The sequence below is a fragment of the Azospirillum sp. A29 genome (genome assembly GCF_042604625.1).
Taxonomy (GTDB): Bacteria; Pseudomonadota; Alphaproteobacteria; order Azospirillales; family Azospirillaceae; genus Azospirillum; species Azospirillum palustre.
In genome coordinates this window covers 2,094,142-2,109,996 of the sequence record NZ_CP170466.1, presented here as the reverse complement: position 1 = coordinate 2,109,996, position 15,855 = coordinate 2,094,142, and the positions used below count along the sequence as shown (strand labels likewise).

The 15,855-nt window shown below is 68.2% G+C and carries 15 protein-coding genes; 12 read left to right on the top strand and 3 right to left on the bottom strand.

Annotation, left to right across the window (positions count from 1 at the left end; translation table 11 throughout):
• Positions 1-29 precede the first annotated feature (29 nt).
• A complete protein-coding gene (locus tag ABNQ38_RS25005; protein ID WP_377808562.1) occupies positions 30-653 on the bottom strand; it encodes a regulatory protein RecX in 624 nt (207 codons plus the stop codon).
• 182 nt (positions 654-835) lie between these two features.
• Here ABNQ38_RS25005 and ABNQ38_RS25000 point away from each other — a divergent pair, with 182 nt between their 5' ends.
• The 6 genes from ABNQ38_RS25000 (at position 836) to ABNQ38_RS24975 (ending at position 6,060) form a co-directional block, all read left to right on the top strand.
• Positions 836-1,639 carry an ABC transporter permease gene (locus ABNQ38_RS25000; protein ID WP_377808561.1) on the top strand — a complete coding sequence of 268 codons (804 nt, stop codon included), beginning with the start codon at positions 836-838 and terminating at the stop codon, positions 1,637-1,639.
• 140 nt (positions 1,640-1,779) lie between these two features.
• A complete protein-coding gene (locus ABNQ38_RS24995) occupies positions 1,780-2,937 on the top strand; it encodes an aspartate aminotransferase family protein (RefSeq protein ID WP_377810118.1) in 1,158 nt (385 codons plus the stop codon).
• A complete protein-coding gene (argF, locus tag ABNQ38_RS24990; RefSeq protein WP_377808559.1) occupies positions 2,934-3,887 on the top strand; it encodes an ornithine carbamoyltransferase in 954 nt (317 codons plus the stop codon). The genes ABNQ38_RS24995 and argF overlap by 4 nt, the downstream gene beginning before the upstream one ends.
• A gap of 167 nt (positions 3,888-4,054) precedes the next feature.
• The gene (locus tag ABNQ38_RS24985; RefSeq protein ID WP_377808557.1) at positions 4,055-4,996 is read left to right on the top strand and encodes an Hsp33 family molecular chaperone; all 942 of its coding nucleotides are present in this window, start codon (positions 4,055-4,057) and stop codon (positions 4,994-4,996) included.
• 126 nt (positions 4,997-5,122) lie between these two features.
• Positions 5,123-5,719 (top strand): hypothetical protein, encoded by a 597-nt coding sequence (locus ABNQ38_RS24980; RefSeq protein ID WP_377808555.1) that lies wholly within the window; start codon positions 5,123-5,125, stop codon positions 5,717-5,719.
• A gap of 86 nt (positions 5,720-5,805) precedes the next feature.
• Positions 5,806-6,060 (top strand): hypothetical protein, encoded by a 255-nt coding sequence (locus ABNQ38_RS24975; RefSeq protein WP_109051949.1) that lies wholly within the window; start codon positions 5,806-5,808, stop codon positions 6,058-6,060.
• Between the two features lie 145 nt (positions 6,061-6,205).
• On the opposite strand, the gene ABNQ38_RS24970 is transcribed toward ABNQ38_RS24975, so the two are convergent.
• Positions 6,206-8,098, bottom strand: coding sequence for a potassium transporter Kup (locus ABNQ38_RS24970; RefSeq protein WP_377808553.1), 1,893 nt, complete (start codon positions 8,096-8,098; stop codon positions 6,206-6,208).
• Between the two features lie 231 nt (positions 8,099-8,329).
• Here ABNQ38_RS24970 and ABNQ38_RS24965 point away from each other — a divergent pair, with 231 nt between their 5' ends.
• From ABNQ38_RS24965 to ABNQ38_RS24940, 6 genes are all read left to right on the top strand, one after another.
• Entirely contained in the window at positions 8,330-9,388 is a 1,059-nt protein-coding gene (locus tag ABNQ38_RS24965) for a diguanylate cyclase (RefSeq protein WP_377808552.1), read from the top strand.
• Between the two features lie 139 nt (positions 9,389-9,527).
• A complete protein-coding gene (locus ABNQ38_RS24960; RefSeq protein ID WP_377808550.1) occupies positions 9,528-10,094 on the top strand; it encodes a hypothetical protein in 567 nt (188 codons plus the stop codon).
• A gap of 24 nt (positions 10,095-10,118) precedes the next feature.
• Positions 10,119-10,640, top strand: a complete 522-nt coding sequence (locus ABNQ38_RS24955; RefSeq protein WP_377808549.1) for a hypothetical protein — start codon at positions 10,119-10,121, stop codon at positions 10,638-10,640.
• Positions 10,641-10,744: 104 nt separating this feature from the next.
• Complete coding sequence (locus ABNQ38_RS24950; protein WP_377808548.1) at positions 10,745-14,011, top strand: error-prone DNA polymerase; 3,267 nt, start codon at positions 10,745-10,747, stop codon at positions 14,009-14,011.
• A gap of 108 nt (positions 14,012-14,119) precedes the next feature.
• Positions 14,120-14,497, top strand: coding sequence for a VOC family protein (locus ABNQ38_RS24945; protein WP_377808546.1), 378 nt, complete (start codon positions 14,120-14,122; stop codon positions 14,495-14,497).
• Between the two features lie 30 nt (positions 14,498-14,527).
• Positions 14,528-15,223 carry a helix-turn-helix transcriptional regulator gene (locus ABNQ38_RS24940; RefSeq protein WP_377808545.1) on the top strand — a complete coding sequence of 232 codons (696 nt, stop codon included), beginning with the start codon at positions 14,528-14,530 and terminating at the stop codon, positions 15,221-15,223.
• 7 nt (positions 15,224-15,230) lie between these two features.
• Here the strand turns inward: ABNQ38_RS24940 and ABNQ38_RS24935 are convergent, their stop codons facing one another.
• Positions 15,231-15,854, bottom strand: coding sequence for a division plane positioning ATPase MipZ (locus tag ABNQ38_RS24935; RefSeq protein ID WP_377808544.1), 624 nt, complete (start codon positions 15,852-15,854; stop codon positions 15,231-15,233).
• Between the last annotated feature and the right edge of the window lies 1 nt (position 15,855).

Here is a 15,855-nt window from a genome sequence, read left to right as displayed (position 1 = left end):
CCATCTTCAATATTTCATCGGCTGGCGCCCTACTCCTCCAACAACCCGTCCGGATCCTCGGCATCCACCACCCGGCGGGCGATCTCATAGCCGAAGCCAGCCCGGCCCAGCGCCGCCATGTCCTTCTCCCGCTGTGCCGCGCGCTGTTCCGGACGCCGGTAGGGTCCCAGACGGCGCCGCTTCGCCAGCGCCAGCGCCGCCGTCAAATCCAGATCGGGCCCGATATCCTCGCGCAGGCTGTCCAGCGCCTTGTCGGCCTCGTCGCGGCCGATGCCCTTGCCCGCCAGCTTCTGGGCGATCAGCCGGGTGGAGGCGCCGCGGCGGTGCAAACTTTCGGTGCGCATCCGGGCATAGGTCTCGTCGTTCAGCAGGCCGCTGCGGACATAGCGCGCCAGCAGCTCGTCGATCCAGCGGGCCCCCTCCTCGCGGTCGGTGCCGTGGGCCTTGGCCGACAGGTCGACCTTGCGCATCAGCACCCGGCGCAGATTGGATGTCGAACTGGCGAAGCGCTCCAGATAATGCAGCGCCGCGTTCTCCAGATACTGCGGTGTGACTTGCTTCGGCGGCTTTCTCGCCGGCGGACCGGCAGCCTTGTTTCCGGCGGTCTTGTTCCCAGCGTTCCTGTTCAAAGGGCGCTTATCGTCGGTGTTCATGGCAGTCCCTTCGGCGGCGGCGGTTGCCGGATGGGCGGGCCGCACGTACAGTCCGTGGCCTTACTGGCGGTCCGTGACCTACCCGGCGCCCTTTCCTGGCGAAACAGTTCCGGCCCTCACTCGGCTCCCCCAAGGGGGCCGAAACCGCGGGTGCCGGTTCCCAAAAGGCAGATCGTGACGCGATGACCCTTCCCCTTCCTCCCATGCCGCGCAATGTCGGTTCCGTCAACTGGATCGGCCTGTGGACGCTCTACGCACGCGAGGTGCGGCGCTTCATCAAGGTGCACCAGCAGACCGTCTGGGCGCCGGTGGTGACGACGCTGCTCTATTACGCGGTGTTCGCCCTGTCGCTGGGGTCGGCGGTGCGGATGGTCGGCCCGACGCCTTACCTGGAGTTCCTGGCCCCCGGCCTGATCATGATGGCGATGGTGCAGAACGCCTTCGCCAACACCTCCTCCTCCGTGGTGATCGCCAAGGTCCAGGGCAACATCGTCGACATTCTGATGCCGCCGCTGTCGCCGATGGAGCTGGTCAGCGGCTTCGTGCTGGGCGGCGTCACCCGCGGCGTCGTGGTCGGTCTGGTGACCGGCCTCGCCATCTGGGCGGTGATCCCGATGCACATGCCGCATCCGGGCTTCGTCGTTTTCCATGCGGTGATGGCGTCGATGCTGCTGGCGCTGCTGGGTCTGGTCGGCGGCGTCTGGTCGGAGAAGTTCGACAACATCGCCGCGGTGACCAACTTCGTGGTGACGCCGCTGTCCTTCCTGTCCGGCACCTTCTATTCGGTCGACACCCTGCCGCCGGTCTTCTGGTGGGTCGCCCATTTCGACCCGTTCTTCTACATGATCGACGGTTTCCGCTACGGCTTCATCGGGGTGTCCGACGGGGCACGCTGGCTGGGCGTGGCGGTGATGCTGGGCGTGAATATCGGTCTGTGGTGGCTCGCCTGGCGCATGTTCAAGACCGGCTACAAGCTTAAGGCGTGAAGACGCTGCGAAAACAGCGCTTTTTCACCCCTGTCCGTTGACAGAACCCATCAATCCCCGGATATTTGCCGTTCCCGGTGGTCAGGCATGGCCGCCGGATTTTCCTTTTTTGGGAGACCAAAGCCGTGATCCCCGTCGTTATGCCCACATACGCCCGCGCCGATGTTGTTTTCGAGCGCGGTGAAGGTCCGTATCTCTACGCGACCGACGGGCGACGATTCCTCGACTTCGCCGCCGGCGTCGCGGTGAACGCCCTGGGTCACGCGCATCCCTATCTGGTTGAGAAGCTGACCGAGCAGGCGCAGAAGCTGTGGCACACCTCCAACCTGTTCCGGGTCGCCGGACAGGAGAGCCTGGGCAAGCGCCTGACCGAGGTGACCTTCGCCGACACGGTGTTCTTCACCAACTCCGGTGCGGAAGCGTGGGAATGCGGCGCCAAGGCCGTCCGTAAGTACCATTATGACAGCGGCAACCCGCAGAAGAACCGCATCATCACCTTCGAGCAGGCCTTCCACGGCCGCACGCTGGGCGCCATCTCGGCCGCCAAGCAGGAGAAGCTGGTGCATGGCTTCGATCCGCTGCTGGACGGCTTCGATCAGGTGCCGTTCGGCGATCTGGACGCCGTGCGCGCCGCGATCACGCCGGCCACCGGCGGCATCTGCGTCGAGCCGATCCAGGGCGAGGGCGGCATCCGTGCCGGCTCGGTGGAGTTCCTGCGCGGCCTGCGCGCGCTGTGCGACGAGCATGGCCTGCTGCTGTTCCTGGACGAGATCCAGTGCGGCATGGGCCGCACCGGCAAGCTGTTCGCCCATGAATGGGCCGGCATCACGCCGGACGTGATGTGCGTCGCCAAGGGCATCGGCGGCGGCTTCCCGCTCGGCGCCTGCCTTGCGACCGAGCGTGCGGCATCCGGCATGACCGCCGGTACCCACGGCTCGACCTATGGCGGCAACCCGCTGGCGACCGCCGTCGGCAACGCCGTGCTGGACGTCATGCTGGCCCCGGGCTTCCTGGACGACGTGCAGAAGACCTCGGCCCTGCTGCGCGGCCGCCTGGAGGAGCTGATCGCCAGGCATCCGTCGATGTTCCTGGAGCTGCGCGGCCAGGGCCTGATGCTGGGCCTCAAGCTGGGCCAGCCGGTCGGCGAGGTGGTGACGAAGCTGCGCGCCAACGGCCTGCTGTCGGTTCCGGCCGGCGACAATGTGGTGCGGCTGCTGCCGCCCCTGAACATCGGCGAAGCCGAAGTGAACGAAGCCGTCGGGATTCTCGACCGGACGGCGCAGGAGTGCGTGGGATGAACGGCGACAACAACACCGCCAAGGGCACGGTTCGGCATTTCCTCGACATCGACCGGATGGACGGCGCCACCCTGCGCCGCCTGCTCAACCATGCCGTCCGCATCAAGGCCGACCTGAAGAAGGACCGGCTGGCCCATTCCACCCTGCTGGCCGGCCGCTCGCTGGCCCTGATCTTCGAGAAGCCCTCGACCCGCACCCGCGTGTCGTTCGAAGTCGGCATGCAGCAGTTCGGCGGCAATGTCGTGGTGCTGAAGCCCGACGACATGCAGCTGGGCCGCGGCGAGACCATCGGCGACACCGCCCGCGTGCTGTCGCGCTTCGTCGATGCGGTGATGGTCCGCACCACCGGCGAGGAGCGGGTGCATGAGCTGGCGGCCCATGCGAGCATTCCGATCATCAACGGCCTGACCGACCAGACCCACCCCTGCCAGATCATGGCCGACCTGATGACCTTCGAGGAGCATCGCGGTCCGATCAACGGCCGGACCATCGCCTGGATCGGCGACTGCAACAACGTTGCGGTCAGCTGGGCGCACGCTGCCGTCCGCTTCGGCTTCGAGCTGCGTCTGGCCTGCCCGACCGTCTACGGCCCGTCGCCGGAACTGCTGGCCTGGGCGGAGCGCGAGGGCAGCGGCCGTCTGGTCGTCACCGACAGCCCGGAAGAGGCGGTGCGTGGGGCCGAATGCGTCATCACCGACGCCTGGGCCTCGATGCACAACACCGATGTGGACGAGCGCGCTGCCATCCTCGCCCCCTACCAGGTGAACGAGGCGCTGATGGCGCACGCCCACCCCGAGGCGCTGTTCATGCACTGCCTGCCGGCCCACCGGAACGAGGAAGTGACCGACGGCGTGATCGACGGTCGCCATTCGGTGGTCTGGGACGAGGCGGAAAACCGCCTGCACGCCCAGAAGGCCATCCTCGGCTGGTGCATGGGCGTGCTGGACTGACCGTCCACGCCCGATCCCTGCAGTCGACGCTTCGATTGGCCCTCTCCCCACCCCGGGAGAGGGCCAAACTCGCATGGGTGCCCTGCCGATCTTGATTCGGCCCTTCCGCACCCCGATCTTCGGCCCTACGCCTGCATAACCGGTCTCTGTCTTAAGGAATCTGCCCTATGGACGATCCGTCCGTCCGCCCGCTCACCGATGATTTCGTCCTGCCGTTCCAGATCGAGGCGTCGCGCCTGCGCGGCCGCATCGTCAAGCTGGGGCCGGCGATCGACGAGATCCTGACCCGCCACGACTATCCGCCCACCGTCGCCCGCTTCCTGGCGGAGACGGCGACGCTCGCCGTGCTGCTCGCCAGCATGCTGAAGTACGAGGGCATCTTCACGCTCCAGACCAAGGGCGACGGGCCGATCAGCCTGATGGTGGCCGACATCACCTCGGTCGGCGACGTGCGCGCCTATGCCCAGTTCGATCCGGAAGCGCTGGCAAAGGCCGAGCGGGACGTCGACATCGCCCCGGCCGCCGCCCTGCTGGGCAAGGGCTACATCGCCTTCACGGTGGACCAGGGCCCCGACACCGACCGCTACCAGGGCATCGTCGAGCTGTACGGCAAGACGCTGACCGACTGCGTCCAGCATTACTTCCGCCAGTCGGAGCAGATCGACACCGGCCTGACCGTCTCGGTCGACCGCGCGGCGCTGCCGGACGGCTCCTTCGGCCCCTGGCGGACCGGCGGCATCATGGTCCAGCGCCTGCCGCAGGAACAGGGGCTGACCGCGTCGGACGACGAGGACGACTGGCGCCGCGCCATGGCGCTGATGGCCAGCGTCACCGGCGACGAGCTGCTGTCGACCGACCTGCCGGCCGCTGACCTGCTCTACCGCCTGTTCCACGAGGACGGCGTGCGGGTCTATGAGGGCAACGCGCTGCGCTTCGGCTGCCGCTGCTCGCGCGAGCGGGTGGAGAACATGCTGCGCAGCCTGCCCCGCGAAGAGGTGCAGGAGCTGAAGATCGACGACGGCCGGGTCGAGGTGACCTGCCAGTTCTGCTCGACCGACTACCACTTCACCGACGCGGATCTCGACCGCGTCTATGGCCCTGCCTCCTGACCTCGCCTCCCTCTTGGGAATAGGGTCAGACAAAAACGCGTTCATGGGGGCGCGGCGTCCGCGCCGCGCCCCTTTCCTTTTCCAGTAACCCAGGTTGCCGAAAGCAGCCCAAGAACCGGAGCCCCCATGCTGTCGCGCCGCTTCACCCTCGCCGCCGGAATGGCCACCCTCCTGCTCGCCGCCTGCCAGAGCGCGCCGCCGCGGCCGGCGCCCCGTCCGGTCGACTTCTCCAATTTCGGGCCGATCGTCCTGAATGCCGGCACCGTCGACGTGGTCGACGCCTACCGTCCGGTCGGCGGCAAGCATGTGGAGGACCGCTCCGCGGTTCCGCCGGCCGAGGCGGTGCGGCGCTGGGCGGCGGAGCGCTTGCAGGCGGCTGGTGGGACGGGGCGCCTGCGCGTCACCATCCGCGACGCCAGCATCGTCGAGGTGGCGCTGCCCACCAAGAAGGGCATCACCGGCTATTTCACCAACGACCAAGCCCAGCGCTATGACGGCCGGATCGAGGTGGAGATCGCCGGCGAGGTGCCGGACACCGGCAATGGCGGCTTCCGCGGCGTGACCCGCTCCACCGTCACCCATTCCACCACCGTGGCGGAGAACATCTCGCTGGCCGACCGCGAGGCGACCTTCCTGGAGATGACCCGCCGGATGATGGACGATCTGAACGCCCGCCTGGACGCCGGCATCCGCAAGGATCTGGCGCCGATGGTCCGGCGCTGACCTTTTTGTAAGAGTTGGCCGGACGCAAGAGTTGGCCCGTCCTTTGCGGTGGGGCACCCGACGTTTCGTCAGAACGGAGGGTGCCCATGCCGAAATTCGACCTCTATGTCGTCCGGCCGCCGGAGGGATCGGCCACGATCACAGCCATCCCCGAGGAAAAACAGCAGTCGTCCCAGGCGGCGCTCCGCAATCTCAGCCGCTCCGGCTGCGTGGTGAAGTCCTTGGGCGACATAGACCTGTCCTTCGTCAAGAAGTCGGAGGCACAGATCAAGATCGAACTGGCGGTGCGGCAGATGTTCGCCGCCTCCGCCTACAAACCGCCGGTGTCTATTGTCTGGTAGTGACCGTCCGGTCTGACCATCCGGTAGCGGCATGAGGCGAGTGTCCTTCTGGCGGGGGCGGCAGAAACTGCCCCCGCCCGCCGCCCTTATCGGCAAGTTCGGCCGGTAAATTCGGCCGGCAAGACCCTGTCCGGCAAACCCAGCCCTAGATTTCCAGCTGCATGCCCAGTTCGACAACCCGGTTGGGCGGGATGCAGAAATACTCCGACGCGCTGGACGACAGCTTCGACAGGAAGATGAACAGCGGTTCCTGCCAGCGCGGCAGCCCGGACTTGCCGTGGCTGCGGATCAGCGTCTCGCGGCTGACGAAATAGGTCGTTTCCATCGGCTCGAACGGCAGTCCGGGGATGCGCTTGCTTTCCAGTGCCACCGGGATGTCCGGCTCGTCCTTGAAACCGAAATGGACGATCAGCCGGAAGAACCCGGCCGACAGCGCCTTCAGCTCGAAGCGCTGCTCGTCCGGCACATGCGGCACATCCTCGATGTCGACGGTCAGCAGGACGACGCGCTGATGCAGCACCTTATAATGCTTCATGCTGTGCAGCAGCCCCGGCGGCAGGCCGCGCGGGTTGCCGGTCAGGAACACCGCGGTGCCCGGCACCCGCTGCACCGATCCGCTCTTCAGCCGCTCCAGCAGCATGTCGAAGGGCAGCGCATCCTCGGCCAGCCGCTTGCGCACCACCTCGCGGCCGCGCCGCCACGTCGCCATCAGCAGGAAAACCGCCGCACCCACCACCAGCGGGAACCAGCCGCCCTCCTCCACCTTCACCAGATTGGCGAGGAACAGCGCCATGTCGACGGTCAGGAACACCGCCAGCGCCAGCACCGCCTGCCACAGCTTCCAGCGGCCGAGCGAGCGCGCCACCTTGTAGGCCAGCAGCGTGGTCGCCACCATCGTGCCGGTCACCGCGATGCCGTAGGCGGCGGCGAGGTTGCTGGAGGTCTGGAAGCTCAGCACCAGCAGGATGACGCCGGCCAGCAGCAGCCAGGTCAGCTGCGGCATGTAGATCTGGCCCTTCTCATGCTCCGACGTGTGCCTCACCTCCATCCGCGGCAGGTAGCGCAGATGCATGGCCTGCAAGGTCACCGAATAGGCGCCGGAGATCACCGCCTGCCCGGCGATGATGGTGGCGGCGGTGGCCAGCAGCAGCAGCGGCACCTGCGCCCAGTCCGGCGCCAGATGGAAGAAGGGGTTCTCGATGGCTTCCGGCTCGTGCAGCAGCAGGGCGCCCTGGCCGAAATAGCACAGCAGCAGCGACGGCAGCACGATGCTGTACCAGGCGCCGCGGATCGGCTTGCGGCCGAAATGCCCCATGTCGGCATAGAGCGCCTCCGCCCCCGTCACCGCCAGCACCACCGCACCCAGCAGCAGGAAGCCGTGCCAGCCATGGTTGAACAGCATCTCCACCGCATGGCCGGGCCACACCGCGCCCAGCACGCCGGGATAGCGGATGATCTGTCCCAGACCCAGCACCGCCAGCGTCAGGAACCACACCAGCATCACCGGCCCGAACAGCTTGCCGACCTTCTCGGTGCCGAATCGCTGCAGCACGAACAGCCCGACCAGGATGGTCAGCGTGATCGGGATGACATAGCTGTCCAGGGCGGGGGCGACGACATGCAAACCCTCCACCGCGCTCAGCACCGAGATGGCGGGAGTGATCAGGCTGTCGCCATAGAACAGCGAGGCGCCCATCACGCCGATCGCCATGACGACCCCGGTCCGCCGGTGCCCCGGCCGCATGCCGCGCAACGCCAGCGCGGTCAGCGCCAGGATGCCGCCCTCGCCCTGGTTGTCGGCGCGCATGATGAAGATGACGTACTTCACCGTCACCGTGATGATCAGCGCCCAGAAGATCAGCGACAGCACCCCCAGGATGACTTCGGGCGTCAGCGGGAAGCCGCCGCCCTCGGTCAGGCATTCGCGCAGCGTGTAGAGCGGGCTGGTGCCGATGTCGCCATAGACGACACCCAGCGCCCCCAGCGCGAGCGCGCGCAGCTTGGCCGCATGCTCCCGCCCATCCATGCTTGCTTCCATACCCGGTCCGCTCCGATCATTTCGACGCACAGCCATGCCTAAGGTGGCTTGGCGTGGCCGCGCAAGCACCGAATGGCGAAACGCGCCACCGGCGCGACCGATCCCCGGTGATTTTCATCCCGACGGGTTCGGAACGCCATAGCGCCGGCGCGGCACTCGGCACCGTTGCATCGGAACCGGGGCCGTGCTTCCATTCTTGCGTGCACCGTGGACAGTTCCGAGCCGGCAGCCATGTCCAACGATCTCCTGTTCGCCTCGGACGAGTCTCCCACCCCGCAGGACCCGTCCGGCGGGGCCGGCGACGCCGACCCGGCCGCTCCGCCCTGGCTGGTTCTGGTGGCCGACGACGAGCCGGAGGTGCATGCCGTCACCCGGCTGGCGCTCGCCCGCCTGCGCTTCCGTGGCCGTCCCGTCCGCCTGCTCGACTGCCCCAGCGCGGCGGAGGCGGAACGCATCCTGCGCGACACCCCGGACATCGCCGTCATCCTGCTCGACGTGGTGATGGAGACCGAGGATGCCGGCCTGCGGCTGGCCCGCCGCATCCGCGAGGAGTTGGGCAACCGCGCCATCCGCATCGTCCTGCGCACCGGGCAGCCGGCCCGCGTGCCGGAGGAGGAACTGGTCCTCGCCTATGAAATCGACGGCTACACCGCCAAGACCGAACTGACGGCACGCCGGCTGTTCACCAGCATGGTGACGGCATTGCGCGCCTATGCCGATCTGGCGGCGCTGGAACAGAAGCTTGCCGAACGCGGTCGCGCGCTGGAGGAGGCGACCATCCGCCTCAACCGCATGGCGACGCTGGACCCGCTGACCGGCGTGTGGAACCGCCGCCGCTTCCTGGAACTGGCGGCGGCGGAACTGGCGCGGGCACGGCGCTATGGCCGGCATCTCGGCGTTTTCCTGCTCGATCTCGACGGCTTCAAGGCGGTCAACGACGCCCACGGCGATGCCGTCGGCGACGCGGTGCTGCGCGCGGTGGTGAAGCGGATCCGGGCGGCGCTCCGCATTTCCGATCACATCGCGCGATCGGGCGGGGAGGAGTTCGTCGTGCTTCTGCCGGAAACCGACGATGCCGGCAGCGCCGTGGTGGCGGAACGGGTGCGCGCCGCCCTGGCCGACAGCCCCATCCTGGTGGAGGAGCGGACGATCCCCATCACCGCCAGCATCGGCGTCGCCAACTGGCTTCCCGCCGAGCCCGGCGTCGAACAGACCCTGCACCGCGCCGAACACGCTTTGCATGCCGCCAAGCAGGCCGGCCGCAACCGGGTCGAGCGCGCGCCGGGGTGACCGGGTGCCGCGCCCGGCCTTCCGTCCTGTCGACTGTGTAATATCGTTTCAGCGCCGCGATTGAACGGCGGCAAGCCAGGGGTTACTCCTATCGTTGGAAGCATGTTGGCGTATGCCATTTCCGATCGGGGGTTCGCACATGTGGCATGACTACACCAACGCGCTGATGACCGCCTTCGGACTGGCCGGGCTGGGGTTCGGCATCGGCAAGCTCGTCATCGTGCTGGGCGAACGCGCGATTGAACGCCGCCACGGGTCGGAGGGGGTGCGCGACATCATCGCCCGCCGCGCCAAGCTGGAGACGAAGCTGGAGGCCCGCCGCGGTGACCGCATCAGCGAGCTGAAGGAACTCGACGGCGCCGCCGAGGATGTGCTGCGCCGCCGCAAGGTGATGGAACGCCAGATCGAGGAGGCGCGTCAGTCCGGCGAGCGGCTGGTCCGTCTGGTCGGCGAGGAGGTCCAGGGCAGCCCCTGCTACGTCGCCATGGTGGTGAACAAATATGTCGGCACCGGCGCCGTCCAGCAGAGCCAGCATGCGCTGGTCGACCCCAGCTGGGCACAGCCGCAGATGATCGAGGTCTGGGCGCGCTCGATGGCGGAGGCGCGGACGGAGATCGAGCGGCGCTATCCGCCCGCCTTCGGCTATGCCGTGACGCGGATGCAGGAATTCCTGTCCGCCGACACCCCCGTCGCCAAGGCCAGCTGAGCCCCATCGAAAGCCGGACCCGCCATGGACAGCATGCCCTACATCTTCGCCGGCCTGGTCGGCCTCGCCTCCCTGGCGGTGTCGCTGCTGCTGGCGTTGCGCCGCCTGAAGACGTCGGAGGAACGGATCGCCACCGCGGTGTCGCGCAAGCAGGCGCAGGTGGAGCGGATCAAGAAAATCGCCCGCGTCACGCTCCAGCAGGCCCGCGACCTGCGCGACGCCCGCCGCCGCAAGGCGATGGCCGAGCTGGGCTGCGAGGATTTGGAACAGCGCCTGAAGGCCGCCGGCGCCAACGACCGCCGCATCTATGTGCTGGACGACCGCCGCACCCAGAAGGATCAGGGCTGGCTCCTGCGGGTGGTCAACATCGAATACGGCACCCGCGTCAACCCCACCCTCATTCCCACCGCGCTCGACAGCTGGAAGCGCGGCCGGCGCTTCCTCGTTTGGGCGCTGGACGAGAAGAAGGCCCGCGAAAAGGTCAACGCCCGCTACCCGGAGAACAAGGGCTTCACCGTCATGGGCGTCGAATCCTATATCGAGTGAGAATGCTCCTGGAAAGCCGCGACTTGCCACGATAATGACATAAGTCCCATTTTCAGATTATCATCCCTGCGCGCACCCATCCGCCCGCGCCGGGGAGCCTTGCCATGATCCGTTATGCCGAGTTGCAGCTCGCCACCAACTTCAGCTTTCTGGAGGGGGCGTCGCACCCTGACGAGCTGGCGATGACGGCGGCGGCGCTGGGGCTGGCGGCGGTGGGGGTGACCGACCGCAATTCGCTGGCCGGCGTGGTGCAGATGCATGTGGCGGCCAAGAAGGTCGGCATCCGGCCGCTGATCGGCTGCCGGCTGGACCTGACCGATGCCGACAGCCTGCTGGCCTACCCGACCGACCGCGCCGCCTATGCGCGGCTGTCGCGGCTGCTGACGCTGGGCAAGATGCGGGCGCCGAAGGGCGAGTGCTTCATCGCCCGCACCGATGTGCTGGCCCATGCCGAAGGCATGCTGTTCCTGCTGCTCGGCCCCGACCGCCGCGACGAGACTTTCCTGCGCGAGCTGCGCGCCTGGCGCAGCGGGCTGGCGCGCGGACAGCTCTATCTGGCGGCGAGCCACCGCTACCAGGGCGACGATGCCCGCCGGCTGCGCTGGCTCGCCGGTCTGGCGGAGGCGGAGGGGGTGCCGCTGGTCGCCACCAACGACGTGCTCTATCACGGTGCCGGGCGGCGGGCGCTGGCCGACGTGATGACCTGCATCCGCCACCACACCACCATCGACGAGGCCGGCTGGCGGCTGTCCGCCAATGCCGAGCGCCACCTGAAGCCGGCCGCCGAGATGATGCGCCTGTTCCGCGACCATCCCGACGCCGTCGCCCGCAGCCTGGAGATCGCCGAGGCCTGCCGCTTCTCGCTGGACGAGCTGCGGTACCAATATCCCGACGAGGTGGCGGAAGGCCGCGACCCGCAGGAGACGCTGGTCGCCCTGACCTGGGACGGGGCGGCCAAGCTCTATCCATCCGACCGGTTCCCCGGCGGCATTCCCGACACGGTGCGCCATACGGTGGAGCGCGAATTGGCCCTGATCGCCGAGCTGCGCTTTGCCCCTTACTTCCTGACCGTCCACGACATCGTCCAATTCGCCAGGAAGCAGGACATCCTCTGCCAGGGCCGTGGCAGCGCCGCCAACTCTGCCGTCTGCTATTGCCTGGGCATCACCTCGGTCGATCCGACCGAGGTCGACCTGCTGTTCGAACGCTTCATCTCCTCCGCCCGCGGCGAGCCGCCGGACATCGACGTCGATTTCGAACATGAACGGCGCGAGGAGGTGATCCAGTACATCTACAGGAAATACGGCCGCACCCGCGCCGGCCTGACCGCCACCGTCATCCGCTACCGCGCCCGCAGCGCCCTGCGCGAGGTCGGCAAGGCGATGGGGCTGTCGGCCGATCTGGTGGCGCGGCTGACCGGCTCGATCTGGGGCTGGAGCCGCGATGGTGTCGACGAGGAGCGCGCCCGCAAGCTCGGTGTCGATCCCGACGACCCGAGGCTCAAGCGCACGCTGGAGCTTGCCCAGGAGCTGATCGGCTTCCCCCGCCACCTGTCGCAGCATGTCGGCGGCTTCGTCATCACCCGCGGCCCGCTGTCGGATCTCTGCCCGGTCGCCAACGCGGCGATGGAGGACCGCAGCACCATCGAATGGGACAAGGACGACATCGACGCTCTCGGCATCCTGAAGGTCGACGTGCTGGCGCTGGGCATGCTGACCTGCATCCATCGCGCCTTCGACCTGATCGAACAGGTGCATGGGCAACGCTGGGCGCTCGCCACCCTGCCCCAGGACGATCCCGCGGTTTACGAGATGCTGGGACGGGCCGACAGCCTGGGAGTCTTCCAGGTCGAAAGCCGCGCGCAGATGAGCATGCTGCCGCGGCTGAAACCGAAGAAATTCTACGATCTGGTGATCGAGGTCGCCATCGTCCGCCCCGGCCCGATCCAGGGCGGCATGGTCCATCCCTACCTGCGCCGGCGCAGCGGGGCGGAGGACATCACCTACCCGATGCCGGCGCTTAAACCGGTCCTTTATCGAACGCTGGGCGTGCCGCTGTTCCAGGAACAGGCGATGAAGGTCGCCATGGTCGGCGCCGGCTTCACCGCTGAGGAGGCCGACCAGCTGCGCCGCGCCATGGCGGCCTTCCGCAAGACTGGAAAGGTCCAGTTGTTCCACGACAAGTTCATCGCCGGCATGGTCGCCAACGGCTGCGACCCCGCCTTCGCCGAGCGCTGTTTCCAGCAGATCGAGGGGTTCGGCGAGTACGGCTTCCCGGAAAGCCACGCCGCCAGCTTCGCGCTGCTGGTCTATGTCTCCGCCTGGATCAAGCGCCACCACCCCGCCATCTTCGCCGCCGCCCTGCTGAACAGCCAGCCGATGGGCTTCTACGCCCCCGCCCAGATCGTCCGCGACGCGCGGGAGCACGGCGTGACGGTGCTGCCGCCGGACGTGAACCTGTCGGGCTGGGATTGCACCATCGAACCCCAGGACCAATCCCCTCTCCCCCCCGGGGAGAGGGTCAGGGTGAGGGGGACGCACCCGCCGGACGTCTTCGGCTGCGCCGAACCCCCTCATCCCGACCTTCTCCCCAGGGGGGAGAAGGGGATCCTGGGGATAAGCCTTAACCTCCGACTCGGTCTCCGCCTGATCAAGGGCTTCACCCAGGCCCACGCCGACTCGGTCGTCCTCTCCCGTGCCGGCGGCTACAGCGACCCTTACGATCTGTGGCGCCGCGCCCGACTGCCGGTCGCGGCACTGGAAAAGCTGGCCAAGGCCGATGCGTTCCGCTCGGTCGGGCTCGACCGCCGGGCGGCGCTGTGGGCGGTGCGGGCGCTGGGCGACCAGCCGCTCCCGCTGTTCGCCCGGCTGGACGGCCCGATGGCCGAGGAACCGGAAGCCCCCCTGCCCGCCATGGCGCTCGGCGAGCATGTGGTGATGGACTACACCAGCCTGTCCCTGTCGCTGAAGGCCCACCCGCTGTCGCTGCTGCGCGACGGCCTGCCCGGCATCACCCCGGCGGAGCGGCTGGCCCAGACGCGCGACGGCCGGCGCCTGACCACCGCCGGCCTCGTCCTGGTCCGCCAGCGGCCGGGCAGCGCCGAGGGCGTCGTCTTCCTCACGCTGGAGGACGAGACCGGAATCGCCAACCTCGTCGTCATGCCCGACGCCTTCGAGACCTTCCGCCGCCCGATCATGACCGCCCGGATGCTGGCCGCCACCGGCCGGGTGCAGAACCACGAAGGCGTCGTCCATCTGCGCGTGGAATCGCTGATCGACCTGTCCCACCGGCTGGCCGAACTGACTGGCGAGCACCGGCCCGCCGTCAACGAGACTCATGCCCCCTTCCCCAAGGGCCGCAATTTTCATTGAGAGGGCCGATTGCTCCTGACATCACGCTGTCAGGAGGAGCGTGCTATCAAGGGAATGTGCCGGCACGAACCACGAACATCCCCCTTCCCTCTGTCAGGAGCCACTCCGATGAACATCCCGCACGTCGTCACCTGGTTCGAGATTCCGGTCACCGACCTCGCCCGCGCGGTCGGCTTCTACGAGACCGTCTTCGCCGCCAAAATGGTCCAGGAGCCCTGCCCCAGCGGCATGACCATGGCCATCTTCCCGGCCGAAGGCACCGCCGTCAAAGGCTGCCTGATCCAGCATGAGGCCTGCAAGCCGAGCGCCGACGGCACCACCGTCTACCTGAACGGCGGCGAGGACCTGTCCGCCCCGCTGGCCCGTGCCGAGCAGGCCGGCGCCCGCATCGTCGTGCCGAAGACGCTGATCACCCCCGAAATCGGCTATTTCGCCCAGTTCATCGACAGCGAAGGCAACCGCGTCGGCCTCTATTCGATGCACTGACCGCACCCCCCGACCGCCGGAGTCGCCGCCATGCGCCGCGCCGACCGCCTGTTCCAGATCGTCCAGCATCTCCGCAAGGGGCGGCTGGTGACGGCTGCCGAACTGGCGCGGTGCCTGGAGGTGTCGGAGCGCACCGTCTACCGCGACATGCGCGACCTCGCCTCCTCCGGCGTGCCGGTGGAGGGCGAGGCCGGCGTCGGCTATCTGCTGCGCGACGGCTACGACCTGCCGCCACTGATGTTCACCCAGGACGAGGTGGAGGCGTTGGTCGTCGGCGCCCGCCTCGCCCGCGCCTGGGTTGGCGGCGCGCTGGCCGATGCCGCCGCCCGCGCGCTCGACAAGGTGGAGGCGGTGGTGCCGGAGTCGCGGCGGCGCGAACTGGCCGACAGCCGCGTCTTCGTCCCCGACTTCTCCTTCCCCGCCGCCCTGCGCGACCGGATGGACGTGCTGCGCTGTGCCATCAACGCCAGACGCGTGGTGATGTTCGACTACCGGCGCCAGGACGGCACCCATTCCGCCCGCGCGGTCCAGCCGCTGGGCCTGTTCTTCTGGGGCCGGGTGTGGACGCTGGGCGCCTGGTGCGAGCTGCGCGAGGAGTTCCGCAGCTTCCGCATCGACCGCATGGAAACCTTGCTGCCCCTGGAGCGCCGCTTCGACGAGATCCCCGGCCGCGGCCTGGACGATTATCTCGCCCTCTGGCGCCGGGAAGGTTGCCGGCAGGGGTGAGGCCCCCTCAAACCCCGTCGATGTAGGCCAGCAGCGGCTGCCAGTCGCCGCGATGCTCGGCGGCGCGCTTGCCCGGCATGTCGAACAGGCTGAGGCCGCTTTCCGCCGCGTCGGCATAGATCTGGCTGTCGCGCAGCCGCGTCACCACCTGATGGCCGATGCCGCCCAGGAACCGGTCCAGCCGGTCGGCGGCCTTGGTGCGGGCGCGCATGCGGTTGCCGACCACCGCCACAGTGGTCTTCTTCCTGGCGATCCGCTTCAACTCGTCGAGCTTGACCAGAAAGCGCTGGGTCGCCTGCTCGTCGAAGGCGCCGGGCAACACCGGCAGCACGACGATGTCGGCCATCTTCACCAGATCCTCGATCTGCTTCGTCTTCAGCGCGGCGGGTGCGTCGATGACCAGCCGCTTGATGCCGCGCGGCGTGTCGGTGAAATCCTTGGCCCAGTCGAGCCCGACCAGGGCCGGCGCCTTCCCCGGCCGGCGCTCCAGCCAGCCGAGCGAGGAGCGCTGACGGTCCACGTCGGCCAGCACGGTGGGCAGGCCCGCCGCGGCGGACGCGGCGGCGAGGTGGGTGGCGACGGTCGTTTTGCCGCAGCCGCCCTTGATGTTGGCGACGAGGATCGTGAGCATG